21 protein-coding genes and 3 pseudogenes are annotated in these 24,980 nt (G+C 36.8%); 10 read left to right on the top strand and 14 right to left on the bottom strand.

Features of this window, described 5'->3' with window-relative positions:
• The 5 genes from L950_RS26635 to L950_RS15095 form a co-directional block, all read left to right on the top strand.
• Positions 1-756, top strand: a 756-nt coding sequence (locus tag L950_RS26635) for a TonB-dependent receptor plug domain-containing protein (RefSeq protein WP_156169702.1), incomplete at its 5' end; no start/stop codon positions are given.
• Positions 757-788: 32 nt separating this feature from the next.
• Entirely contained in the window at positions 789-2,771 is a 1,983-nt protein-coding gene (locus L950_RS15110; RefSeq protein ID WP_052764419.1) for a TonB-dependent receptor, read from the top strand.
• Positions 2,772-2,781: 10 nt separating this feature from the next.
• Positions 2,782-4,227, top strand: coding sequence for a SusD/RagB family nutrient-binding outer membrane lipoprotein (locus L950_RS15105; protein ID WP_084825459.1), 1,446 nt, complete (start codon positions 2,782-2,784; stop codon positions 4,225-4,227).
• Positions 4,228-4,466: 239 nt separating this feature from the next.
• Entirely contained in the window at positions 4,467-5,084 is a 618-nt protein-coding gene (locus L950_RS15100; protein ID WP_021189877.1) for a hypothetical protein, read from the top strand.
• Between the two features lie 69 nt (positions 5,085-5,153).
• Positions 5,154-6,188 (top strand): sialidase family protein, encoded by a 1,035-nt coding sequence (locus L950_RS15095; protein WP_021189876.1) that lies wholly within the window; start codon positions 5,154-5,156, stop codon positions 6,186-6,188.
• Between the two features lie 106 nt (positions 6,189-6,294).
• Here the strand turns inward: L950_RS15095 and L950_RS33400 are convergent, their stop codons facing one another.
• From L950_RS33400 to L950_RS15050, 11 genes and pseudogenes are all read right to left on the bottom strand, one after another.
• On the bottom strand, positions 6,295-6,708 hold the full coding sequence (locus tag L950_RS33400) for a fibronectin type III-like domain-contianing protein (protein ID WP_231577300.1): 414 nt from the start codon (positions 6,706-6,708) through the stop codon (positions 6,295-6,297).
• Positions 6,709-6,723: 15 nt separating this feature from the next.
• Positions 6,724-8,480 (bottom strand): annotated as a pseudogene (locus L950_RS15090) (glycoside hydrolase family 3 N-terminal domain-containing protein); the annotation flags it as partial.
• Positions 8,481-9,081: 601 nt separating this feature from the next.
• Positions 9,082-9,456 (bottom strand): hypothetical protein, encoded by a 375-nt coding sequence (locus L950_RS15085; protein WP_156169701.1) that lies wholly within the window; start codon positions 9,454-9,456, stop codon positions 9,082-9,084.
• Positions 9,457-9,663: 207 nt separating this feature from the next.
• A complete protein-coding gene (locus tag L950_RS15080; protein WP_021189874.1) occupies positions 9,664-10,035 on the bottom strand; it encodes a hypothetical protein in 372 nt (123 codons plus the stop codon).
• Positions 10,036-10,039: 4 nt separating this feature from the next.
• Complete coding sequence (locus L950_RS15075; RefSeq protein ID WP_021189873.1) at positions 10,040-10,792, bottom strand: hypothetical protein; 753 nt, start codon at positions 10,790-10,792, stop codon at positions 10,040-10,042.
• A 32-nt stretch (positions 10,793-10,824) separates the two neighbouring features.
• The gene (locus L950_RS15070) at positions 10,825-11,481 is read right to left on the bottom strand and encodes a hypothetical protein (RefSeq protein WP_021189872.1); all 657 of its coding nucleotides are present in this window, start codon (positions 11,479-11,481) and stop codon (positions 10,825-10,827) included.
• Between the two features lie 12 nt (positions 11,482-11,493).
• Complete coding sequence (locus L950_RS15065) at positions 11,494-12,159, bottom strand: hypothetical protein (protein WP_021189871.1); 666 nt, start codon at positions 12,157-12,159, stop codon at positions 11,494-11,496.
• An 18-nt stretch (positions 12,160-12,177) separates the two neighbouring features.
• Positions 12,178-12,684 (bottom strand): DEAD/DEAH box helicase, encoded by a 507-nt coding sequence (locus L950_RS33395; protein WP_262507102.1) that lies wholly within the window; start codon positions 12,682-12,684, stop codon positions 12,178-12,180.
• Positions 12,685-12,774: 90 nt separating this feature from the next.
• Positions 12,775-13,610, bottom strand: a pseudogene (locus L950_RS33390) (DEAD/DEAH box helicase); the annotation flags it as partial.
• 2,080 nt (positions 13,611-15,690) lie between these two features.
• A complete protein-coding gene (locus tag L950_RS15055) occupies positions 15,691-17,220 on the bottom strand; it encodes a hypothetical protein (protein WP_021189870.1) in 1,530 nt (509 codons plus the stop codon).
• On the bottom strand, positions 17,217-17,423 hold the full coding sequence (locus tag L950_RS15050; protein WP_021189869.1) for a hypothetical protein: 207 nt from the start codon (positions 17,421-17,423) through the stop codon (positions 17,217-17,219). The genes L950_RS15055 and L950_RS15050 overlap by 4 nt, the downstream gene beginning before the upstream one ends.
• Positions 17,424-18,329: 906 nt before the next feature.
• Between L950_RS15050 and L950_RS33385 the strand changes: the two genes are divergently transcribed.
• The 5 genes from L950_RS33385 to L950_RS15035 all read left to right on the top strand — a co-directional run bounded on the left by L950_RS33385 (position 18,330) and on the right by L950_RS15035 (position 22,540).
• Positions 18,330-19,424 (top strand): alpha-L-fucosidase, encoded by a 1,095-nt coding sequence (locus L950_RS33385; RefSeq protein WP_231577298.1) that lies wholly within the window; start codon positions 18,330-18,332, stop codon positions 19,422-19,424.
• Between the two features lie 41 nt (positions 19,425-19,465).
• Positions 19,466-20,107: a hypothetical protein gene (locus tag L950_RS33380; RefSeq protein WP_231577297.1), complete on the top strand. Its 642-nt coding sequence runs from the start codon at positions 19,466-19,468 to the stop codon at positions 20,105-20,107.
• A 229-nt stretch (positions 20,108-20,336) separates the two neighbouring features.
• Positions 20,337-21,737 (top strand): PAS domain S-box protein, encoded by a 1,401-nt coding sequence (locus L950_RS26620; protein WP_052764418.1) that lies wholly within the window; start codon positions 20,337-20,339, stop codon positions 21,735-21,737.
• Positions 21,737-22,111, top strand: a complete 375-nt coding sequence (locus L950_RS37355) for an ATP-binding protein (protein ID WP_084825457.1) — start codon at positions 21,737-21,739, stop codon at positions 22,109-22,111. The genes L950_RS26620 and L950_RS37355 overlap by 1 nt, the downstream gene beginning before the upstream one ends.
• Complete coding sequence (locus L950_RS15035) at positions 22,112-22,540, top strand: response regulator (RefSeq protein ID WP_021189865.1); 429 nt, start codon at positions 22,112-22,114, stop codon at positions 22,538-22,540.
• 113 nt (positions 22,541-22,653) lie between these two features.
• Here L950_RS15035 and L950_RS15030 read toward each other — a convergent pair whose 3' ends face one another.
• The 3 genes and pseudogenes from L950_RS15030 to L950_RS15025 form a co-directional block, all read right to left on the bottom strand.
• Positions 22,654-24,528, bottom strand: a complete 1,875-nt coding sequence (locus tag L950_RS15030; protein WP_231577296.1) for a family 20 glycosylhydrolase — start codon at positions 24,526-24,528, stop codon at positions 22,654-22,656.
• Between the two features lie 6 nt (positions 24,529-24,534).
• Positions 24,535-24,606, bottom strand: a pseudogene (locus L950_RS37350) (hypothetical protein); the annotation flags it as partial.
• Between the two features lie 2 nt (positions 24,607-24,608).
• A complete protein-coding gene (locus L950_RS15025; protein WP_021189863.1) occupies positions 24,609-24,896 on the bottom strand; it encodes a hypothetical protein in 288 nt (95 codons plus the stop codon).
• Positions 24,897-24,980 lie beyond the last annotated feature (84 nt).

Here is a 24,980-nt window from a genome sequence, read left to right as displayed (position 1 = left end):
TTTAATAACTCCGATTACTGGGGTGACCAACGTGCTCGCGGTAACGGTTTAGAAGATCTGAATCCGGAGGATATTGAAAACATCAGTATTTTGAAGGGTGCTTCTGCAGCAGCGTTATATGGATCTGAAGCTATGAACGGAGTTGTTTTAGTCACTACAAAATCAGGAAAAGCCGGAAAAGGTTTTTCTGTAGACTTTAATGCAACTTATACTCACGACCAAATTGCTTATTTACCTAGATTTCAAGACGTAAGAGGACCTGGATATAACAAAGCCTATAATAATGTAAATCAGTCCGATGATTTATTTTATTATTATGGCGCTGGAGATGCTGTTAATGGTGTCAATAGAGGAGTTATGAATACTAACGTAAATTTTGGTCCTAAATTCGATGGAAAAGATATCATCTCATGGGATGGTCAAGTCAGACCTTACAGTGCTCAAAATTCATATCACAAATTCTTTAATAATCCTAACAACAGTATATTTAATTTAGCAATTGGTAATACTTCTGAAAATTCAAATATCCGCTTTTCATTGACAAGACAGGATAATGAAATGACTGCAATGGATTCGTACAATAAAAAAAATATTGCGAATCTGAACGCTAGTTTTACATTATGGAAGAAATTCAAAAATGATGTAGTCGTCAATTTCATCAATCAACATACACACAATAGACCTTTGTTGACAGATCGTCTTATAAACAATTTCACAGGGATGATATCAACTTTGATAATCCAGATTGGTACCTAAATAAATACCAAACAAGTCTAGGTTATAAATATGTGATTAAAGATCCGAATACACAATCATTGACTCCTGATGAAGATATACGATATTTTGGATATCGTGGAGATGTTCTATCATACATGTGGGATTCGAGAGCAAAACAATATGATGAAAATTCAAATAGATTAATTGGATCCTATACTGCAACTTGGAGTATAACAGATGATCTATCTCTTCGCAGTCGTGTATCTGCAGATGTAACAGCGCTAAGAACTGAGTCAAAACAGCCTAACGAAGTTCCATTGGCATTTGGTAATTCAGGTGGTTATTCCCTTGGCAATCAAAATGCAAACATCTATTATACAGATTTAATGGCGACCTACAACAAACAACTCAATGAAGATATCAAATTTGGTGTTGTAGCAGGATATACTGCGACCCGCACACAAGATACTTATGTTCAAAATGAAACAGATGGGGGACTTGTAATAAGAGATTGGTTCGATACAAATGCGTCTTTAAATCCGGCAAGACCAAATGAGCGTTACAATTATCGCAAAAATATGTTGCGTGACGCAGTATTTGGGACTGTGAATTTTAATTTAAAACAGTTTTGGAATGTGGAAGGAACTTTAAGACGCGAAAGAATCTCTACAATGCATCCTGATAATAATGTTTTATATTATCCATCTGTAAATACAAGTTTTATCCTCTCAGATGCCGTTAAATTACCAGATTTCTTTAGCTATACGAAATTAAGAGGTTCTTGGGGTATAGTAGGTAATTATCCCGATATTTATAAAAGTGCGCTCTATTATAATATCAGAACTTTAGGGCCACAAATGGCTAATGGTTCGTCTGTTATTTATTCAACCCTACCCACATCAGAATTTGGTAATCCTGGTATCAAACCTGAAACCAAAAATGAAATCGAATTTGGTATTGAGACAAAAATGCTAAATGGCCGATTAGGACTTGATATAACATATTATAATGGTCTAGTTAAAGATCAAATATTAAATTATACCTTACCTATTTCAGCAGGCTCGAGCTCCATTCTTGCAAACGTAGGTTCACTCCGAAACACCGGTTGGGAATTTGCGATCACTGGTGCACCAATACAGAACGAGAATTTCAAATGGAATACTGTTTTAAATTTTTCTATGAATAAGAACAAAGTAATTTCTTTACCAGGAAATGCTGAAACGTTATTATTAAGAGACTACGATGGACAAGCAGCTCAGCTTATCGCTAAAGTCGGAGAGACAATGGGGGATATAATGGTACGCCCAGTAAAATTAGATGAAAAGGGGAATAAGACAGTTTCTTCCAACGGTCTTTATCAAATTGATGGAGATAAATGGGTTAAGGCTGGAAACTCGATGCCAAAAGCAGTTGGTGGCTTGATAAATAATTTCTCCTACAAAAACTTTTCACTAGATGTTCTTATGGACTTTAGATTAGGAGGAAGTGTCATGCCTACAGGAGTTAACTGGATGACAAGTAGAGGATTGTTGGAAGAAAGTTTAAATGCTATGGATAAAGAGCATGGTGGTTTAAGTTATTATCAAGCTAAGGATGCTTCTGGAAGAATTGTGGGTATTGCAACAAACAATGCTAGCGGTCCAAATGGAGAAACAGTTTTTCATGACGGTATGTTAATGGATGGGGTATTAGCGGATGGTTCTCAAAATAGTAACATCATTTCTCAAGCAACTTATTATAACAGCACTTATAACTGGGGAGGACCTCAATATTCACAATCTCGATATGAATTATATGTTAAAAAGAACAATTATGTTAAAATGAGAGAAATCTCACTAGGATATCGCTTACCGACATCTATTGCCAATAAATTAAAAGCCAAAAACATTCAACTTTCTGCTTTTGGACGTAATTTATTCTTCATTTATAGATCAATTAAAGATTTAGATCCAGAGCAAATGACAGGTGGATCCAACTGGATTAATGGCGTTTCGAATGCTGGAACAAGTCCAGCAACAAGAACATATGGTTTAATGCTACGTGCTAGCTTCTAATTTTTAAAAAATGAAAAAGTCAATTTTATTCTTAGGGCTAACAATGACTGCTCTATCAACGATAACATCTTGTAAAAAAGATTCTTTTGGAGATTACTACAATAACCCTTCTAAAAGTAAAGAAACAACTGTAGAAAAACAATTCACAGGAATGATCTACGACTTTAGGGCACTTATAATACCCTCATATGGTAATTATTTTGTGACTTTAAGACCAACAATTAATCTTTATATACAGAATTTAGGTTCTATTAACCAGGCTAATCAATTAGTACCAGGCTCTGCTGCAACTGAAGAAAGATGGAACAAATATTATGCTGGCTTAGCACAATACAAAGAATTTATACGTTTGTTTCAAATACAGACAGATAAAGAAAAAGAAGAAAAAAGAATTGCCCTCTTAGCTGCTAAAATAATTTTCTATGACCAGACACAACAAATGGTCGATTTAGTGGGCGATATACCGTGGTCTGAAGCCGGATTGTTAAATACCAATAATGGTGATTACAAAGTCTCTTATCCGAAATACGACAAAGCAACTGATATTTACACTAATATGCTGACTGATCTAAAAACAATCAGTGTAGAATTAAGTGATTTAAAAATACCTTCAACTTTTGCTGGTGCTTTTAGAACACAAGATCTGATCAACAATGGTGATGTTATTTTGTGGAAAAAATATTGCAATTCTTTGCGACTTAGAATGCTAACCCGCGTATCGGCTAGTAGTCAGTTCAGCGCTACTGCAAAAAATGAGATAGCTGAAATCATCAATAATCAAGATAAATATCCTTTGATTTTAAACAATGCAGACAATGCTCAATTAGATATCTTTAACACGAGTACCGATATCAAATCCGAAGATATCAAAGGTGCGTTTGAGGCAGATGGTTGGTTTGCAAATTTTGGCAGCAAACCTATGATTGATGAAATGGTAAATAAATCTGATCCTAGATTACCTATCTTATTCGAGAAAGGTCAAAAATCCGGAGATAAATATATCGGTTTCGATCAACAACTTGGAGAAGCAGATCAATCTGACTTAGCTAGAGGAGAAACTATAAGTTTTTACAACCGACATACCTTGTCTCGCAACAAATTTATTCCTGGCATCCTAATCAGTGCTTCACAAATTAATTTTTTACTAGCGGAGTATTACGATAAAATAGGAAATAACAGTGCCGCAAAGAATGCTTTTGAAAAAGGTTTGAGAGAATCAGTAGATTTGTATTACAACATCTCCACAAAAAGTGATGATATAACAGTTGCCACACCAGCAAAACCTCAACAAGCAAGCATAGATAATTTTGTCACGAAAGTAAATTGGGACGGAGCAACTAATAAAATCCAATTAATTGCCATGCAAAAATGGTTACATTTTAACCTATTTCAAGCTGTGGAAAATTGGTCTGAACAGCGACGATTAGATTTCCTAAGTTTACTATTCCAACCTTAGCATCAGATTTACAAAAGACAATTCCTGTTAAATTGACTCTACCACAAAATGAAGCGACATTTAATGCAGATAACTATAATGCTGTAAAAGCACAAGACAACCCGAATACCAAACTTTTCTGGGACGTTAATTAAAATTAAATAATCTTAACAAAGGAAGCCACGCAAGTGGCTTCCTTTGTTTTGTAGCAATATTTCGTCAAACCTCGTTATCTTTTCAACCAATCAATATACTTATATATGAAAAAGATCATTTACACCTTATCTTTATTATTGAGTCTGTCTGTATTTTCCTGTAAAAATAGCGACCTTGAATATTCAAATCAATTTGAAGACAGCTTTGATAAGTTTAAAGAATTCAAAAAAGAAAGCTATAACTCCTATCAATACCAAACAAACACCTCATTAATGACACAAAGTGCCACAACAACAATATCAGTCATCAATGGAAAAGTAACAAAACGAGAGCATCTCATTCAGCGGTTTAGTAATCAATTTATCTCGCCGGCTACGGGCTGGACAGATGAGAAAATTGCAGCAATTGAAGCAAAAATAACGGATGCATTTAAAACATACCTAACGGATAAGAAGATTACATTAAAAGAATACCTCAGCTGGTCAGAATCTGAAAAAGAATTAGGAAAATATAATGGATTAGGAGCAACTGAAATTATGACACTCGATGACGTTTATACCAAGGCAAAAGGTGAATGGCTTGTAGCACAAGAAAAGAAAAAGATATTTTTTGAAACGAAAAATAATGGGATGATCTCATCATGCGGTTATGTCATAGGAAATTGTCAGGACGATTGCTTTACCGGAATCAATATATCAGATATTAAAACATTAACGAACTAAAAAATAAAACCAAAAAGACTCCTGTACTTCGTTTAACATATGAAAAAGTGCAGGACCAAATAAACTTATATGAACAAACTATTCTTCTTTTCTATAATCATACTAACTATCCTTTCTTCTTGCAATAATTATAGACCAGCACTATTAACATCAACTCAGATTTTTAACGAAGGTCAGGTACCTTTCAAACAGTGCCACGCCTCTACCATCGAACAAATTGGAAAAGATAGCCTAATTGCCGCCTGGTTTGGAGGTACACATGAATCCAATCCCGATGTTGTGATCTGGACTTCACATTATATTAATGGCAAATGGCAGACCCCTGTGCAAGTTGCCGATGGAGTCCTTGGAGACAAACGCTATCCAACATGGAACCCTGTATTTTATCAACATCCAGCATCGGACAGCCTATATCTTTATTATAAAATAGGACCTAATCCTCGAGAATGGAAAGGTTATTACAAATATTCGCTAGATAAGGGCAATACCTGGTCAACAGCGAAAGCATTACCCCAAAACATTTTAGGTCCCATCAAAAACAAACCCATCACCCTAAAAAATAGTACTATCCTTTCCCCTTCAAGCACCGAGTCAAAAGACGAAATTTGGAAAGCTCATTTAGAGATCAGCGCAGATAGAGGTAAAACGTGGTCAATTGTTAACATTAACCATGATAGCCCCATTCAGGTGATCCAACCGAGTGTTGTACAACATGCAGATGGAAAAATTCAAGTCCTGTGTCGCAGTAAAGAGAATAAAGTCATGAGCTCCTTTTCCAACGATAACGGAAAGACTTGGCAACCTTGGCAAGCTACAAATCTGCTTAATCCAAATGCGGCAACAGACGCAATACGTCTAAACAATGGAAAATTTATGATCGTTTATAATCCCGATCTTGCCGGAAAAGATTGGTGGGAAGGACGTACGAAACTACGCGTGGCATTATCTAAAGACGGTCTGAATTGGAAAGATGCATTGATCTTAGAAGATGGTAAAAAGGGGGATGAATACTCCTACCCGACAATAATACAAGATGATGATGGTTTGATACATATTACCTATACCTGGAATAGAAAGAATATTAAACACATTGTATTAAAATAAAATTGGGGCTGTCAATAATAGACAGCCCCAATTTTATTTTACATCCTAAACGAGTAGGATCATTAAAGATGCAAGTATAGTATACTTTCCGAGTGTATTATTTTTCCTACAAATAGTCCTTCTTCAATTCCAATGTACCTTCCAGTCGCACATCATCAGATCCTGCACCAATCAGTAATTTAAATTTTCCCTTCTCAGTTTTCCACCGGTTATCCACAGCCCAAAGCTTCAGATCCTCTTTAGTCAATTGAAAAGTGACCCTTTCACGCTTACCAGCCCCAATAGACTTACGTTCAAATCGTTTCAATTGTTTGATAGCTGTAACTACTGAACTAACCTCATCCACAACATAAAGCTGAGCCACCTCATCACCGTTTAACAGTCCTTTGTTTTCTACATCAAAAGAAACCGTACACGCAAAATCGTCTGCACTTTCCTTCACATCAACAACAAGATTAGCATATTCAAATTTACTGTAGCTCAAACCATGACCAAAAGCATATAAAGGCTTTGCAGACATTTCTACATAATCATGATGCTTAGGTTTGTTATGGTTATAATGAACGGGTAACTGTCCTACAGAACGAGGTACTGAAATAGGCATACGTCCAGCAGGATTATAATCTCCGAAAAGAACGTCAGCTATCGCAAGTCCACCCTCCTGCCTGGGTACCAGGCATTCACAATAGCTGGGATATGTGCGGCCGCCCAATTCAGGTTCAGAGGTCTTCCCATAATTGTTACAAGAACAATAGGTTTACCTGTTTTCTCCAAAGCCTGCAACAATTGCATCTGATGGCCCATCATATCCAAAGAGACGCGGTCAAAACCCTCGCCACTTTCCATATCACTGACAGCGTTGATATCCACATTGGCGGCACCCGTAGCTTGATAAGTTGTTTTAAAATCACGCGCGCTAGAACCTCCTAATACCACTACAACCACATCCGACAATTTTGCTGCGGCAACCGCATCTTGGATATTACTATTTAAAGTATCACGAATAGCACAGCCCTTCACATAATCAATCTGTGTACCTTTACCTACCGCAGCACGAATACCAGCCAGTACCGTTTTCACTTTACCATCGGCCTGTGGAGCAGTATAATCTCCCAGTTGATTATACGCATTATCTGCATTAGGACCAACAACTGCAATACGTTTAACCGTTTTCTTCAGAGGCAATAAATCTCCTTCATTTTTAAGCAATACGATAGACTCCTGAGCTACTTTACGTGCTATAGTCACATTTTCAACAGTAGCAACCTTTTTTGCAACCAGTTTTTCATCCACAAAAGGACGGTCAAATAAACCCAGATTAAATTTCATACGCAGTACACGTGCCACAGCAGTATCAAGAACTGAAGTTTCTACAAGACCACTATTGACCGCCTCCAATAAATTAGCACCATATCCTGTACCGCTCAAATCTACATCAAGACCGGCATGTATACTTTGTGAGGCTCCCTCTGCGGCAGTAGAAGCTGTAGCGTGTCCTCCGTTTAATCCAGAAATACTTAATAAATCGGATACGACAAAACCGTTAAATCCCCAATCTTTACGCAATACATCTTTCAGTAGCCAGGGATTTGCAGAGCAAGGAATACCATCAATACTGTTATAAGCCGTCATCACAGAACCTGCTCCTGCGCGAACAGCTTGTTCAAAAGGATACAGATAATGGTGACGCATTGCTCTTTCACCGACAGAAACACCTTCACCATTATGACCACCTTCAGGAACAGCGTAGGCAACAAAGTGTTTAAGTGTACCAATTATTTTATCTTCTTTCCCAATGACATCGCCTTGGAAGCCCTTCACCATCGCCCTTCCCATCTGCCCGATTAAGTACGCATCTTCACCATAAGTCTCTTCTGTTCGTGACCACCGTGGATCACGTGCTAGATCCAATACAGGACCATAACCATTTTTTCCACCTACAGCGTAAGTTTCCTTTGCAATCGTAGCCGCCATCTGTTCAATTAAAACTGGATTCCAAGTACTTGCTTGACCAATTGCTGTAGGAAAAACAGTAGCACCGATAGCCATATGACCATGCGGAGCTTCTTCAGATAACAACAAAGGAATACCTAAACGTGTACTATCCAACATATAACGTTGAATCGCATTTGTAGCTCGTGCCGCTTCCACAGGGCTCAAACCATTTAACAGCGTTTTTTGAGTCCACGGATCAGCACGCAAGGTTGCCCAGAGCAGACCAATATGCTGCTCCTGAACTGCTTTTTTCAGTTTTGCACTTACACCGATACCCTTAGCCCTCTTCTCATACATCTCCCAACCCAACAATTTCGACAATTGACCAACTTTCTCCTCCTTAGTCATTCTCCCCAATAGGTCCTGAACTCTTTTCTCTGTCGGAAGTTTACTGTTTTTATAAGCTGGCTGCTGCGCCTGTAAGTTTGGAATCGCTAGAAATAACATTCCACTAAAAAATATACTGCTAAGTTTCATTTAAGATTGTATAAAAGAGACCATCGGTCGGTTTGTAAACCCCTAAATTAACGTTTTAGCATTAGAAATCAGTAATACATCATAATAATATTACTAAAAGTAACAAACATAAAAAAGGACGATTTTGATCGTCCTTTTTTATGACTAATGTAAACGCGTTATAAACGATCCTCTTCCTACCGTAATCTGATAATAACTTGACCAAAAATATCCTTCTCTTTAGAATGGATTATAAAAAATATGAGCTTTTCTCAAGGTCTCTTAAATTTTATAAAGACGAGTAGTCATTTCAAATCTTTCCATATAACGAATAACTCAATCCTTCTCTTTATAACTCAATATTAGGCTCAGAGAAAATTTTGTTTTTTTCAACTCCAGCAGAACGCCTTCACTAATTGGATGCATTCACGCGAATATCAAATTATTGAGCCTTCACCCCTTTAAAATAATATTTCACGGGCCTAACAAAAGCCGCAGGATTATTATTCTGACTCGTTAACACCAGTTTATCCCCATTAACCACTACGGTATAGGAAGAATACTGATCTTGATTTGCAAATTTAATCGTACCCTTTTCTTTATTAAAAGTAAAGCCTGTATTATTCTTATCTTTGAAAATAAACTCCTCAAAAGCTCCTTTATTCGCCTCACAGACTTTCACCCCTTTATCCAGATTCAATTGATTTGACTTTTCCTGAAAGATAAAGCGGTAACTGTTATCCATTTCGCAGTCATCTAGATTATAATCGGTTTCCTTCGCGTTCCCTATAACAGGATGCCACACATATGCCCCCAATCGAACTTGAATATCTTTCGAAAAGTCAGGATCTGGAGTACCACTATCTTTTGCACAGCTACTAATTAAAGCCAGAACAGCAACACCATAAAAATTTTTTTGTCATAGTTTATATATCGTTAGTATAAAGATAACGCAAATAAGTGAAGGAGTGCTACAGCTTTACGTAAACATAACATGATAATTCAACTGTTAGGTCTCAAACTTTTATTTTTGTAACTTATCGTCATCCCCCATCATAATCTGATTAATACGGTCTTCCAATACAGATTTATGCCAATCCTCCAGCAGTTTTTTAGTTTTCTCAAGAGCATCCTTTTCCCCTGCTCTCATAATCATAGCCCACTTTTCCCCAAATTCAAAGTAAGCCTGCAATGCTCCTTCCGAATCCGTATATTTAATTAAATACTCTATCATAAACAAATTGGCCCATCGATCAGGATCCAATGGAAAGCACATGTACGCCGCTATATCAACTTTATCAACAAAAGCCTGAATAACATTTTCAGGTGTGAAATTAAAAATATCACAAAATTGTTTAAACTCATCAGTGAGCTTAATATTCTCTAAATTCTTCATATCATTAACTTAAACTGTTATTTTCTAAATAGTTATTTAACCATCCCTGATAATGCGCTTTTCTCTCGTCCACATCTCTACAAAAGAAATAACGCTTATTCAATTCTTGAATTTCCATCATCATTTCTCTGCATGGTACCGAATCTTGAAATTCCTTATCACGTATACTACCGTAACCATCAAATACCCTAATAAATACACCTAAAACTGGGTTATAGATGGATTTATTTAAATGTATTCTCGCTAGATAATCTGGGATCGCCACACATTGCATGATACCATTCAAAAACTGCGTTGCCGAAATACCCGAAACAAGTGATCTAAACATCAAATCTTTATTTAGTGTTATCTTGGTTTCTTCATCCAGATAAATGACATTCTTTATCTCACAATCTTTTGAAAAAAGATCATAAAGTTGATTCGTCAACAGCTTACCCTTCATTCTCCTTTGCGAATAACTGTAGTTTCTGTTCATGGCCAGTTTAATTTGCCTCTGAACTAATTTCACCCCCTTATCGCGCTCTATTGCAGTTAATTCAATATTCAATTTATGTTTATCCTCTTCTTGTTTTGGAATCACATAATCGAAAGATTTAGTTACCAAAGAATACACAGATTTGTCATCAAAATGCAGGTCTATGTAAGAAAAATGATTTACATAAAGCTGTAAAAAGTCAGCCACTTTAATACCAAAAAGCTGACAAGCGAGTTGAAAACTTTGTGGTATAGCAATAGCCTCTGAATCCATATTTTTCATAGATTTTTAGTTTAAAAAATAATAACTTCCGTTTATTTATGCAGGCTATACCGATAACTATAGCTATTTGCTTTGCTTCTTTTTAGAGGAGCAGTTCCCTTCCTACCCCAGAGCAAATCCAACTCTCTCTTAAAATAAATAACAGGAATCTTATAATCCTCCAAATGGCCGTCAAGGCAATCCTTGATTTGTCTAGCTGTCCTAGGTCTTTTAAAATAATCGGTGGACAATATCGCTTCAAAAAATGTTTGGCATACACCCCGTTCAAATGAACTTGGACTTTCAGCATCTTCAATTCTTTTGATATTTAGATTTTCCATTAATCTAAAAAAAGAAATGCTTTCAACTGCATTAATAAAATAATCCATTTGGTAGTATCTCACCCCATTCTCCACCCAGACCCCAAGTTCAAACTCATAACTGGTTTTGTCATCATAAGATTCAAAACTTAGCTCCTTTTTTTCAAAAACCCAAGTTAGGTGAGTCATCAATTCTAGATTACTCATAGATATCTTAAACCGCTCTAATTGATATACAAAGTCATCATCCTGTCCTAATAAAAATGAAAGCTCTTCAGGACTGTAATCGCAACTTATTCGATGCAACAGCAAAAAATAGATCGAACTTGCATACTTCATCGTTGAAGAAAAACGATGCTTCTCCTTGTCACTTTTAAATAATTCTATCATATTAAATCACTCTTATTTCACAGAACTAAAACAATAACGATCATCTACAATGCGCACCACTATTTTTCCCTGCTGAATCATTTGATATAAGCAGTTTTTCAAGTGTCTCGGGTAAATGATCAATTTCGACAAACCCGTATGCCGCACATTTTGAAATAATTCCCATGACGATTTCCCTTCTTCAAATTCCCCTCTCGAGAACAATCCTTCCAATCTAGAGCGCACATGAATCATGGCATCAGACTCCAGTAGAAGATTAATTTCCGGCTTCCATTCTTCTAGAGAAAGCAAAGGAGTAGCAGGTTTATCTTTACCCCGCTGAAACGTCCAGCCTAATTCGATTTTATAATACCATTTAATCTCATCTTCGACTACTTTAACACGAACAATACGCTCTGTAGAACCTTCGTACGGTTCCCTAAAAAATTCCATCGGCACAACTTCCGAACAAGCATAAATGCGATCCAGTAAAATAGATTGAGATAATAAAAATTTAGAAACCTCAAATAATTTTTCAAAATCCAGATAAGCATGATCAGGCTTACCTAATAAAAAAGAAAGATCCTGAGGACTCCACCCTAACTTTAGTCTCCGATTAAAGTATGTATACCACAATTGAAAATCGTGCGAATACATCATTCCTGAATAGGAACTCTTAATCATCATATCACTTTTCATAGTTTAAGTTTATAATAGTTATTCAAATAATTTCAGCAGGTCATCTTTACTCAACGATTTCATCAGATTCGCTTCATCCAAAATCAATCCGTCAGCCACACTCCTTTTACTCGCCTGCATCTCCAAGATCCTTTCTTCCACCGTATCCTTACACACGATTTTGTAAGCCATCACATGTTTATCCTGACCGATGCGGTAACAACGGTCTATCGCTTGCGCCTCTGCGGCAGGATTCCACCAAGGATCCAAAATATAGACATAGTCCGCCGCCGTCAGGTTCAACCCCGTACCACCAGCTTTTAAGCTGATCAAAAAGATCCGGCAATCATCCTCATTGTGAAACCTTTCCACCGCCTTCTGCCGATCCACCTGGTTCAATTTACCATCCAAATACGCATAATCTATACCCCTTTCAGCGATTCGTTTTCCCACCAATTGCAACATAGACGTATAAAAAGAAAACAATAAAACCTTATGCCCTGGCACAACCTCATCCAAAATTTCATCGATATAATCCAATTTCACTGAAGAACTCGTTAACACCTCCCCTTTAATCAAGCTCGGAGAATTACAGATCTGCCGCAATTTACTGAGCGCCTCAATAGCCAAAAACTTAGACTTCGATGCATCTTTTCCTTTTAGATTCTCTTTCAATTCCCCCTTAAAAAGTTTCCGATATCGATCATAAACCTTTCTTTGGTCAGGAAGCATATCCATATAAAGGACAGTTTCTGTTTTTTCAGGAAGATCAAGAGCCACTTGTTTTTTAGTGCGGCGAAGTATAAAAGGTGCGATCACCTTTTGAAGGCTTCCCACAGTTTCCTGTACAAGATTTTCATCCTTAACACCTTTATACGTTTTATTAAAATTTCGATAATTACCAAAAAACCAGGATTGACCAGCATCATTTGTGAATAGATATCCTGAATCCCATTTTCAATAGGCGTACCCGTCATCGCGATCCGATAAGATGCTTTTATCTCAGACAAACATTCAAAACGCTTTGAATTCCGATTCTTCACAGCCTGCGACTCATCCATAACCAGATAGCTAAATGTCGTCATTTCAAACTCTTCCACATCCGTCATCAACGTACCGTATGTCGTCAACAAGACAGTCCCCGCTTCTAACTCCGCAACAGGCGCTCGTAACTTCCCATGATAAACTCGAACCAGACGGTTCGGCGCAAATTTTTGATATTCCTGCTCCCAGTTAAACAACAACGTATTGGGCAATACAATAAGAGAAGGAGCACCTTGAGGATTTGCATGATAATAATACTCTAGCAAAGTAATTACCTGCAGGGTCTTACCCAATCCCATATCATCCGCTAAAAGACCACCCCAACCAAACTCATTCAAAAAAGCCATCCAGCTAAATCCAACCTGTTGATAAGGACGCAAAGTTGCCAACACAGTATCAGGAACATCCAATAAAGGAATCTCATCCATATTCATCAATTTCTCCCGGCGTTCTCGGATGCTCCCTTGAATAATTTTAGGATCTATCTTTTCCAAATTAGGTTGCAACGAAATAAGCTGTACCGTATTGAGCACCAAGCTGTCTTCATCCCGAACCGAACTTAAAAATAAAGGCTTATAGAGATGTCGAGCCTCTTTCGTTATAATTCCATAAGAAGAATCGGGCAATCGAAATACTTGCTGTCCCTCCATGATCAGATCTTCAAAATCAGAGATTGTCATAGCCTGATTGCCAAATTTAAGAGCCAACAAAATTGCACATTGATTATTTTCAAAATGAATATTCCGTACCGTACAATTGAGCTGATGTTGATAATAGGAAGTACCAACTTGAAGTTCCTCAAGTACAATCAAGATACCCTCCGACTTACACTTATCAATAAAATCATGTAACCAACTACGATGCTGAAGTAAATCAATCGGGATAAACCAGTTACTATCAGCCATAGATGATGCCAAAGAGGGATGCTGTTGCAAAATAAAACTTCGAAATTCCTCCTCTTGTATCTTGTCGCGCATAAAATAAGTAAAGTCTTCCTGTTTCGGTGCAATTACCAAATTAGCATCCCATTTCAGTGGAAAAGTTCCTATATTTTCATATACAACATGTGCCTCCAGATGAAGAAAGTTATCTAGCTCACGAATCGTCAGCATCCGCTTAAACGCAGGATCGTAGAGAACATGTCTCCTCTTTATTTCCTGATGGGAGTGAATCTCAAGAGAACAAGATTTACTCAACGGAACAACCAAATCCGTCAAAAAATCAGCGTACTGCTCCGGCAGAGCCGTGACAATAAAGTCAAAAGCCCGAAAGCGGCGCAACAGATATTCCATTTCAAGATTATCGATAAAAAGCACCTGAGCATCCCTGATTTTTAAGAAAAAACAATTACTGACATCAAGAAATGTGGGATTCGTAAGGAGTACCTCATCAAAATACAGCTCTAGAATAAGTTTTTGATAAAAGTCTTCATCATAAAGATGTGCTTTAACGGTTAATCGATCCCCAGCCAATATAATATGGGCATGGGCTAAATGATCTGCATTTTTAATGTTGATCTGATGCGCATAACGATATGGACGCCAGGTCTTGATCATATTAAACTTAATTGGAAATAAAGAACTGCCGAGCAGATCTCTCCAGACCTGTAAAATTAGGTGCTTATTCTTGAGATAAGACCGCCCTACAAGATTCTTATTACGCTTATATTGTTCCTGAAAAACCTTGTCCTCCACTATGATAGAAACAATTCTTCTGCTAAAACTTTCTAAATATGCATCATACGAGTTTAAGGGAAGTACAGTATCTCGTTCCTCCAATAAATAACTCTTCGTAAAGGAATCACCATAGGTATACCTTGACTTAAAAGCAAGAAAAACAGGAATGCCAAAAGCAAGAAAATCTAGTGGAACAAAAAACTTAACGTTCTCATGTTTCTCGGCTGGAATATCCGTAGCAATACGACCACTTGGAACGTCAACCGGTTGCTCATCATATCTTGAATAAGGCATCACATTAAACATTCTCCCATATGTAGCATGGTTAACGACTTTCAATTCGATACTGTTATACGAGTCTTCTATTTCAAAATCCATCATCTTGAGTTGCCAAGGCAGGAGCTTCTCTAAAAATTTTGGAGAAAGGCCTTTAAAGTAAAGCGTCTTATCAGCTGATATTTTGTCGTAAAGAAAACGGGCTTCATGTGTACAAAGTCCCTCTGCCTTTTTCCCACAACTACAATTAACTTCAAGATAATCACGACTTACTTTAATCTGAACAACCTCCTCCACACCAGATTTACGAATCTCAAAATGTGGTGGTATACCATTTACATGAACTGTTATCCGCCCGGAATAATCCGTCCCAAAAGACTTCCTTTTACAAAACTGTAAAAGATATTCCCTTCCCATTTTAAAAGGATCTCCATCCTCCCAAGGAATCTGAAAAGGTTCTGATGACTTCCGTTTAGGCAAAGCAGTGGCTAAGGAGAGCTCTTGGCTATCCTGTACTTTATTAATTCCCATAAATTTATTGTTTGTTGTTTATTCCCTAGCTAACTTGCTCGATACGCTGTTCTATAGATTGAACGACGGCTTTTAACAGTCGTTCATACAATTCAACCACAGCACCAGCGCACGGTATGATTAAATTTTTATGCTGATCATCCATATCCATTGCCGCACTTTTCCACCAGATCTCCTGAGGTTTTAAAATGATGGAAAGAATCAACATATCGAGTTCATTATCATTCAGAATACCCTGTATTACATCGGTACTGGCAATAGCAGACCACTCCATGAGATCCAATAAATCAGTATTTTTAGGAATATATCCGACAGCACATCGCAGATAGGTCTGTATACCGATACTGTACAATTCGCGCAATAGCAACAAAGCGGTGTCTGCCATCAATAGAGGAGAGTTTGTCATCGTTAATAATAGGTTACGCATGACAACAACAGCGTTTTCCGATATGATTTTAATTTTCTGAAATTTTGCAGTCCAATTTATCACCATAGGTACCAATTGAGAATTGAAAGTGGACTTTTGCCTCAAAATCCAAGACTTCTGCCAGACAATGCTCACAAACCTGCCTCCAAGAGTCAACTGCTTTTCCACATAAGGCAAATCAAGAAATACAACCGAAGCGCGAACATCACCCACTTTCCTAATCTGAAATGTATATGGTGAGTTCCGTTTAGTAAGCACCACCAGAAAAAGTTCAACTTTGATACCATTCTCCTCTTGAGCAACACGCTCTTGAAAAGGATTACCATGTGATAAGCCGTCAGTTTGATAGTTGACCAATAAGATCTGTTCTGGATGACAGCCTGAATACAACTTATCAAGAAGTAAATTAGCATCATCCTTATATTTTTGTGGCCATGGAAAACCTGAAAAATTTTCCAATGTAGCAGGCCCTGAAACTATTGGATGAGATTTTTTAGCCATAATAGCAACAGTATCTTTAGCTACCGATACAGCAGCAGCACGATCACTCTTCTCCTTAATATATACCGCTACGCCATTCCAAATATAATCAACCATACTATCCAAAGCCTGGCCAAATGCCTGACAATGCGCCAGTAAAAACTCAAATTCCTCTTCTAAAATATCGAGACGATCCTTTTTCTTCAAATAACTATGACAAGTATCCAATAACCGCAACAAAGGTGTACTATGGGCATCATAAGTAAAAATCTTAAAAAGTCCAGGTAAAGTGCCCCGCATCAGTTTAAGAATATGCTCCAGATTTTGTGCTTTACCAATCGTTACACCCGCCATGGTTTGAAATCCTTTTAACCGCAACACAATAAACTGATGCAACATGGCAGTTGCTTGAAAATAATCCGTTTTAGAATGAAAATTGTAACATGCGAACATAAATTCATCGGCTAAATTTTTGCCTTTAGCATAGTCTACATGAGACATTTCCATTAAACTGATCACGAGCTTACCCCCTAAAATGGGGCTCTTTTTGCTGTCTGCCTGATAAAGCAGGTGTGCAGGCAAAGAAGCATACGTAAAATAAAGGCTTCCTTTTTTCAACTGATTACTCCACTCCCCTGTCCAGATCACATGGAATGGAATATCGGCATATCGGCCATACAGAGGCGGATAATAGGTTCAATACTTTGAACAGAGATACCCTTTATAGGATTAACAACTAATAAAAGATGTGGACTTTCGACGCTATCATTGAGAAAATTAAACAAAAAAATACGATCTAAATCAATCCGCTGAACCAATCGATCGACCAATAATTGGGTGTTAAGTTGCATAATTAGAGATTTAATAATAAATAATTAGTATAGATTTAATATACAAATATATATTAAATATTGTAATATAAAATTATTTGTATATTAAATCTATACAAAAAATATGAATCACAATAACATCTATACTTTACAGCTACATAGTTCAACTTTGGCTTTACAGAGATTCACCAGAATCTTTACGACTCACAGATGATCAACAGGCTAAATAAGCAAGTGTATCGGGCACTCCAATCAAATCCCGATCAATTGTCCGGAAATATGTCTATGGAACGCGCAATTCTCAAACGGTTAGTTGGATTTCAATTCAATGAAAAAAATCATTTGGAAGACTACTTATAACTTGATCCGGAGCTCTTCTTAGATAAAGATGAACAACTCACCATACGGTTCCACGAATTTGATGTGCTAAAAGCGATTTAGGATGACAAAAGATTGTCTTAATTACCTGATTAGTTTTATAGATAATCAAGATAAACATTAGAACGGGAACATCCTAATACCATATGATAACTAATACCAATTTTTAACCAATCTTTAGACAGTAATCAGTCATTATTGATACAGTCTACACTGAGTGATCACTGAGCAAGTACTGAACAAACACTGAACAAGTAATGTTAAAAGACATAATCTGGTAATCATCTGATCTTCGTTTGCTCCCTAAAAATTAAAAGAGAGGAACCTACGTTTGTGTAACGGTACGTTTTCAATTTAAATAAAATGTGCTCAGGTAAAAATCGGAAATAGTTATTATCCTATTAAACAAGAAGTAAAGAACAAAAAAAGCAAATCTTTACTCCTAAACGTCCATAGAACAGTAGCCAAAATCATCTATCACTAGCCCTACGTAAGATTTTTTCACTATATTAGTAAGACATAAGAACTGAAACCTTTATGCTACAAAATGTGAAAAGAATTTCAATTACTTTTTCTTTATTATTAACGTTAACATTCACGGTTTTTGCCCAGGAAAATCCTAAAACCAAATGGTTTAGTCATGATCGCTTCGGGATGTTTATACACTGGGGGCTATACAGTGGTGCAGAAGGATTGTGGAAAGGCGAAAAACTACGCTATATCAACAATTATGCGGAATGGCTCCGCTATAGAAACCGGGTTTCTAAAGATGAATATGGTGAGTTAGCGAAGCGCTTCGTATGGGATCAGATCAATCCAGAAGAATGGGTATTGCTTGCTAAAAAAGCAGGTATGAAATACATTATCATGACGACTAAACATCATGACGGTGTAGCCATTTGGGATACCAAAATTGGAAACTATAGCCTTAGCAAATTAAGTGGTAGCAATCGGGATATCATAAAAGAATTAGCAGCGGCATGTAAAAAACATAACATGAAGCTAGGTTTTTATTATTCACATTGGATTGACTGGGAACACCCATATGCCTGGGATCATAATCAGGAACTCACAGGACATGTCACAGACACCCAGTACAATCAGTATTGGCAGGAAAAAGTAATGCCACAATTACGTGAACTTTTAACAAACTATGGCGATATCGCACTGATGTGGTTTGATATGTGGATTCCATATCAAAAATCAATAATTAAAAAAGAACAGCTTGAACAGGTTGTGGAGCTTATCCATACCTTACAGCCCAATTGCCTGATCAATTCAAGACTTGGTCTACCGACCGACGAAAAAAATATTGATTTTGAAACCTTCGGCGATAATCAATTTGGAACCTCATACATTCAACACCCGTGGGAAACACCAGGTACCATTGCACATTCGTGGGGCTACAACGGTCAAGAAAATGAATGGAAATCAACCAGTCAAATCTTCAATTCGCTGATTTCAAATGTTAGCTTAAACGGTGGATTTACCTTAAATATTGGACCTCGTGCAGATGGTACTGTACCTTATGAAAGTGTATCAAGACTTGAAGATATCGGTAAATGGCTCAATAAACATGGAGAAAGTATCTATGGGGCAACTGGTCTAGATCTAAGAGCAACCAGCATGATTGGGGGTATTTAACAACCAAAACTACAGGAAAACAAACAAATGTATATGCTCAGGTGTTTAATTGGCCACTGGATCGCGTGTTGCGGATATCAGGAATTAAAACTAAACCGGAACAGATATCCATTCAAGGTACGACAGATCATCAGAACTTAAAATTTGAACAAATTGGTGGCATTCTGCATGTACATCTTCCCAGTAAGCAAACAGACAACTATGTATCTACCATCGTAATACATTACAATGAACCATTGCAATTGGATAAAGATATCATTGCTGAGTCCACTTTTGGTGGTTTTGCTTTAAATAGTACTAATGCACAAAACAGAGAACAATTAAAAGTAATTCGCTATGACGGAAAAAAACCTAACCATATTCAAACAGCTGGAGAAACCATTGCCTGGGAGGTAGACTTTCCTGAAGCAGGAACTTATAAAATAGATGTATCTGCACATAATCCTAATACAGATCCTGTAGAAATTAAGGTTCACACCACTAACGAAACAGCTTCAGGAAAACTAACACCAAATGGAAAAATGGTAGTAGAACCGAACGAGAATAATTACACCGATGAGTTTGTGAATACTTCAATAGGTACTTTTCATATTCGTCAAACAGGTAAACAAAAGATCACGTTCCAGACAACTGGAAATCAACAACTTTGGCTTAACAGTATTTGGTTAGAAAAAATTAAATAAATTTAGGTTATGCATAGCATATCAGACGATTAATATACATGTGAATAGGTAGTGTTGCCATTAAATTTCAAGAAAATGTGCACATTTGCATGCATTAACATTAGAAAAACAGGTTTTCTCAACTAGAATTGCGAATGGAATTTCACAATCAAGCATTGGACAAACAAAATATACTTCTAGAAACTTTAGGTTTTGAAGGATTAGTTGCGCTTGATGTGAAGGGCATATTTTGGCATTAAATAATCAGGCGAAATCCTTATTACCTTATGACAAAATAGCACATAAAAAAATACATGAGGCGTTGGTCTTCTACAGCAAAGAAGGTCAACATCCGATACACCCCAATGAATTATCATTTTATAAGACATTGGAGAATGGTGCGGTACAGCGTGATATGATCTACGGTATCACAACAGAAGATAATACGTTTATCTGGCTTTCTTTCAGCTCTAAATTAATACCTGATAGACCTGATATCCACATGCTCATCAGCATTCAGGATGTTTCCCCACTCGTCAATGAAAACAAAAAATTACTAGATAGCAAACAAGAACTTCAACTTTTAATAACATCGCTCGATGATATTGTATTTGAAGTAACCAAAGAAGGAGTTTTCAAAAACTATTGGACCAGCGAACCGGATTTATTATTTTATGAACCAGAGGAATTTTTGAACAAAAATATTGCAGATCTATTTCCTTCGGAAATGGCCGAAAAAACATTACCATTGATCAATAAGGCGTTAACCTATAACAAGGTTTATCATATGGAATTTCCTTCTCCTTTTGATACGCATAAAGGTAGATGGTTCAAATTAAAAATTAAACCCATACATAAAGCAAAAGATCGTGTAGCTGTTGTTGTCTCCGATATTTCCCAAAAAATTAAATCGCTTGAAAAAATTAGATATAATCAACATAAATTTAACCAAGCTTTTCATTTCTCCGGATTAGGGATATCATTGACAAGTATTCAAGGTTATTGCCTTGATGCAAATAAAATGCTCACTAAAATTTTAGGTTTTTCGCAAGATGAACTATCCTGCACCAACTTTTTTGATTACACACATCCTGACGATATCGATAATGATTATCAGCAACGTCAACGATTGTTAAAAGGAAAAATAGACAGCTTCACGTTAGAAAAACGGTATCGTCATAAACTCGGCCACTATGTATGGTGTTCAGTGACCACCTCGGTCGTACATAACCAATCCAATGAAGTATCTTTTTTTATTGTTCAGCTGCAGGACATATCGGAATGTAAAAAGAATCTTGAAATTTTAGAAAGGCAAAAGAAGGAAATCGAAATTGTCAAAATCGATCTGGAAACGAAAGTGCGCCAGTTGGAAGAGTTTAATCATATTGTAGCCCATAATTTAAGGGAGCCGGTAAGCAATATCCACATGCTCATCGATGAACTGAAAGATGAAAACAGAAAAGAAGTTAATACAGAATATTTTAGACTACTGAAAAGTAGTAACAACAGTCTAACAGATACGTTGCAAGAGCTATCAGAGATATTAGAAATTAGTCAAAATAGAAACGTAGAAAAGGTGAACTGTCATTTTCCCACCATTTTTAAAAAGGTATATGATCAATTTTTAATAGAAATATATAGTAAAAAGTAATCCTGACAACAGATTTTGAGATTGAGTATTTACAATACCCTAGAATATATCTCGAAAGTATTATTTATAATCTGCTTAGCAACGCACTAAAATACACCGTTCCCCGTGTTCAACCACAAATTCATATCAGAACATATCAACAAAATAATTCAACCTTACTGAGCATCCAAGATAATGGAATAGGTATTGACCTACCTAAATTCAAATCGCAAATCTTTATGTTTAGAAAAGTTTTTCATCGTGGCTTTGATAGCAAAGGCCTAGGTTTATTCATCACACGCTATCAGATTGAATCTTTAGGAGGTAAGATCGATGTTATTAGCAAGCCAAACAATGGCACTACTTTTTTAGTAAATTTTTTAGAAAACAACTAAATGGGATCAACCAATACTATAAAAATAAGAACTGTCACCCTTGTCGATGATAATGCTATTTTACGCGTTATTTTCAGTAACATGATCAAGAGTTTTCCAGACTTTCCGCTACAGATCAACTTATTTGAAAATGCGCTAGATGCATTAGAGTATTTTGAAAATAAAAAGGAAAATCTCGACCCTTCTTCAGAAATAATATTTGTCGATATTAATATGCCCTTTATGACAGGTTGGGAAATGATGGATAAATTAGAAGAGTTTGGTCCTGACTTTTTAAATCTTTTGAACATTTATATCATAAGTTCATCCACAAGTAAAAGCGATAGGGAACAAATTCAAGACTACCCATTCATTGATGGGTACATATTGAAACCTATAGACAAACTTAAATTGTATGAACTGATCCGCAAACTGAATAATGAAGCATAACATGATGCTATTTATTTAACCATACTTCCGACAAATTAAAAAGCGCTACTTTATAAATCTGTATCCAGATCCTTAAGTAGCGCTTTATTATCGCTTATCGGGTATCCTATATACTAATATACCGACAGCTCATCCACAAATAACCAAGCCGGAGAACCCGCACCACCAGATCCTGCAGGAATCTTATTCAGATGTTGCACTTCAACTTTAACAAACTTAGCATGCTGCTTTTCAAATGATAATTTGATGGTTCCTTTAGATTTAGCGATCACTTCTTTTCCCACCTCTTGTACTAAGGTGAAATTTTGATTATCCTGGGAAACATAAACTTTAACTGCTTGCGGATAGTATATCCAGCTCGCATTTTGATCAACGACATTCAGTTCCACATTTGAAAATGAAACTGGCTCAGCCATATCAATCGTAGCCACTAAATCTTTACCATTAAATCCTAACCAGTTTTTCTTAAAATACTGTTTATTGCCATAAACACCATCCACCAATGTTGCTGTACCGTTCGCTTGATATGCTTCATTTGGCTCATATAGCAATTGAATAGATTTCCCTGTAGATTTACTAATGACAAAATCCTGCTTCAATACTGAACCGACCATACGTGCAGCACTAAAATTTGCGGCATTGATGGTCATTGTTCTATCCACTACAACAGGCTCCTTATAAACGGCACTTTGAACAGTCGGTGCTGTTCCATCTGTAGTATAGCGAATCGTATTGTCATTTTTGATTGTTGACAATTCATAATACATCTTTCCGTCTCTGGAAACGATATTACCATTCAATTCAAAAATAGCTTTACTATAATTGATCTTTTTTCTGTCCAGATAAGCAAACTCATGAATCACCCTGTTTTCGAAAGATTTATAGGCTTCCGGTTTTGATGTTCCCCATGCCACTTCAGACAAAGCCAACAATCGAGGAAACAACATATATTCAACATGTTTAAAATTTGTAATATACTCCGTCCACATATTGGCCTGTGGTCCTAAGATATGCTTTGCTTCTTGCGCATTCAACTCCTTGGGTATCGGGTTGAAGCTATACACTTTATCCAAGCGAAGTTCAGCATTAAAAGCCAAAGGTTCAGATTGCGGATTCCCCTGATAATAATCTAGATACATATGACTTACGGGAGTCATGATGGCATCGTGTCCTGCCTTTGCCGCGTGAATACCACCTTCAATACCTGTCCAGCTCATAACTGTGGCATTTGGAGCCAAACCGCCTTCTAAAATCTCGTCCCAGCCGATAATATCTTTACCCTTTGAATTAATGTATTTTTCCATCCGTTTGATGAAATAAGATTGCAGCTCGAATTCATCTTTTAATCCTTCTTTTTTAATCATTTCCTGGCAATGTGCACAGGTTTTCCATCTTGTTTTAGGGGCCTCGTCGCCACCGATATGAATATAATGACTTGGAAAAAGTGTAACAACTTCATCGATCACATCTTCCAATAAAGCAAAAGTTTCCTCCTTAGGACAATAGATATCATCCATAACACCCCAGGTTGTACCTACCTGAAAAGGACCTCCTGTGCAAGAAAGTTCAGGATATGCAGCCAATGCAGCTTGAGCATGACCTGGCATTTCAATTTCAGGGATTATTTCAATCTGCAGTTTATTTGCATAGGCAACAACATCTTTAATCTGTTCCTGTGTATAAAATCCGCCGTAACGGCCATCTTTAGTTAATTTAGAATCTTTCACATCATCTGTCACTGCACGGTATGCTCCGATAGCGGTAAGTTTCGGATGACTTTTGATTTCAATACGCCATCCTTGGTCATCTGTAAGATGCCAGTGAAACTTATTCATTTTATAACGCGATAAATAATCTAAAAATAATTTCACTTCATCGGCAGTAAAAAAATGTCTGCTGACGTCAAGATGTGCACCACGATAAGTGAACTTCGCATAATCTTTAATTTCCAAAGCAGGAATACTTCCACTAGCTTGGTTCTCCTCCACAAGCTGCAACAAAGTTTGAACAGCATAAAAAGCGGCACTTTCTGTAGAAGCAGCTATGAAGACACCACTAGGATCTATCTTTAATTCATAATAATCATGCTTTTCCGAGACAGTATTGTTGATTTTCTGAAATCGGATTGGTCCCGATTTTTAAGAGTAACTTTCGTCTGTAATAAGCCTTCTAATTGATTAGCCAAATATTTTGCTTGGGTCTCAAATGCCCCTGCTCCAACGGTTAGATTTCCTTTTAAAGGAAAGGAACCTTGCTTTGATATCTCCAAATGTTGAGGCATCGGTATCAGGTTCTTCTGTGCGAATAAGACAGAAGAATAGAAAAAAATAAAACTTAAAAATAGGATTTTACGCATGATAGTGATTTGGTCTTTCAACAAAAGTAGCATTAATTTTAAAAAATTAAAACGTTATAGCATGCCCGTTACATTAAACTAAAA

The organism is Sphingobacterium sp. IITKGP-BTPF85 (genome assembly GCF_001006065.1).
Classification (GTDB): domain Bacteria; phylum Bacteroidota; class Bacteroidia; order Sphingobacteriales; family Sphingobacteriaceae; genus Sphingobacterium; species Sphingobacterium anhuiense.
This window is presented reverse-complemented; position numbering and strand designations above follow the sequence as displayed.

Excerpts from the sequence above, each read along its gene's own strand:
- L950_RS15105 (WP_084825459.1), top strand. The coding sequence starts at position 2,782 with ATGAAAAAGTCAATTTTATTCTTAGGGCTAACAATGACTGCTCTATCA.
- L950_RS15025 (WP_021189863.1), bottom strand. The coding sequence starts at position 24,896 with ATGCGTAAAATCCTATTTTTAAGTTTTATTTTTTTCTATTCTTCTGTC.
- L950_RS15100 (WP_021189877.1), top strand. The coding sequence starts at position 4,467 with ATGAAAAAGATCATTTACACCTTATCTTTATTATTGAGTCTGTCTGTA.
- L950_RS15070 (WP_021189872.1), bottom strand. The coding sequence starts at position 11,481 with ATGATAGAATTATTTAAAAGTGACAAGGAGAAGCATCGTTTTTCTTCA.
- L950_RS33400 (WP_231577300.1), bottom strand. The coding sequence starts at position 6,708 with ATGTCTGCAAAGCCTTTATATGCTTTTGGTCATGGTTTGAGCTACAGT.
- L950_RS15050 (WP_021189869.1), bottom strand. The coding sequence starts at position 17,423 with ATGCAACTTAACACCCAATTATTGGTCGATCGATTGGTTCAGCGGATT.
- L950_RS15035 (WP_021189865.1), top strand. The coding sequence starts at position 22,112 with ATGGGATCAACCAATACTATAAAAATAAGAACTGTCACCCTTGTCGAT.
- L950_RS15065 (WP_021189871.1), bottom strand. The coding sequence starts at position 12,159 with ATGAAAAGTGATATGATGATTAAGAGTTCCTATTCAGGAATGATGTAT.
- L950_RS15095 (WP_021189876.1), top strand. The coding sequence starts at position 5,154 with ATGAACAAACTATTCTTCTTTTCTATAATCATACTAACTATCCTTTCT.
- L950_RS15075 (WP_021189873.1), bottom strand. The coding sequence starts at position 10,792 with ATGAAAAATATGGATTCAGAGGCTATTGCTATACCACAAAGTTTTCAA.
- L950_RS15080 (WP_021189874.1), bottom strand. The coding sequence starts at position 10,035 with ATGAAGAATTTAGAGAATATTAAGCTCACTGATGAGTTTAAACAATTT.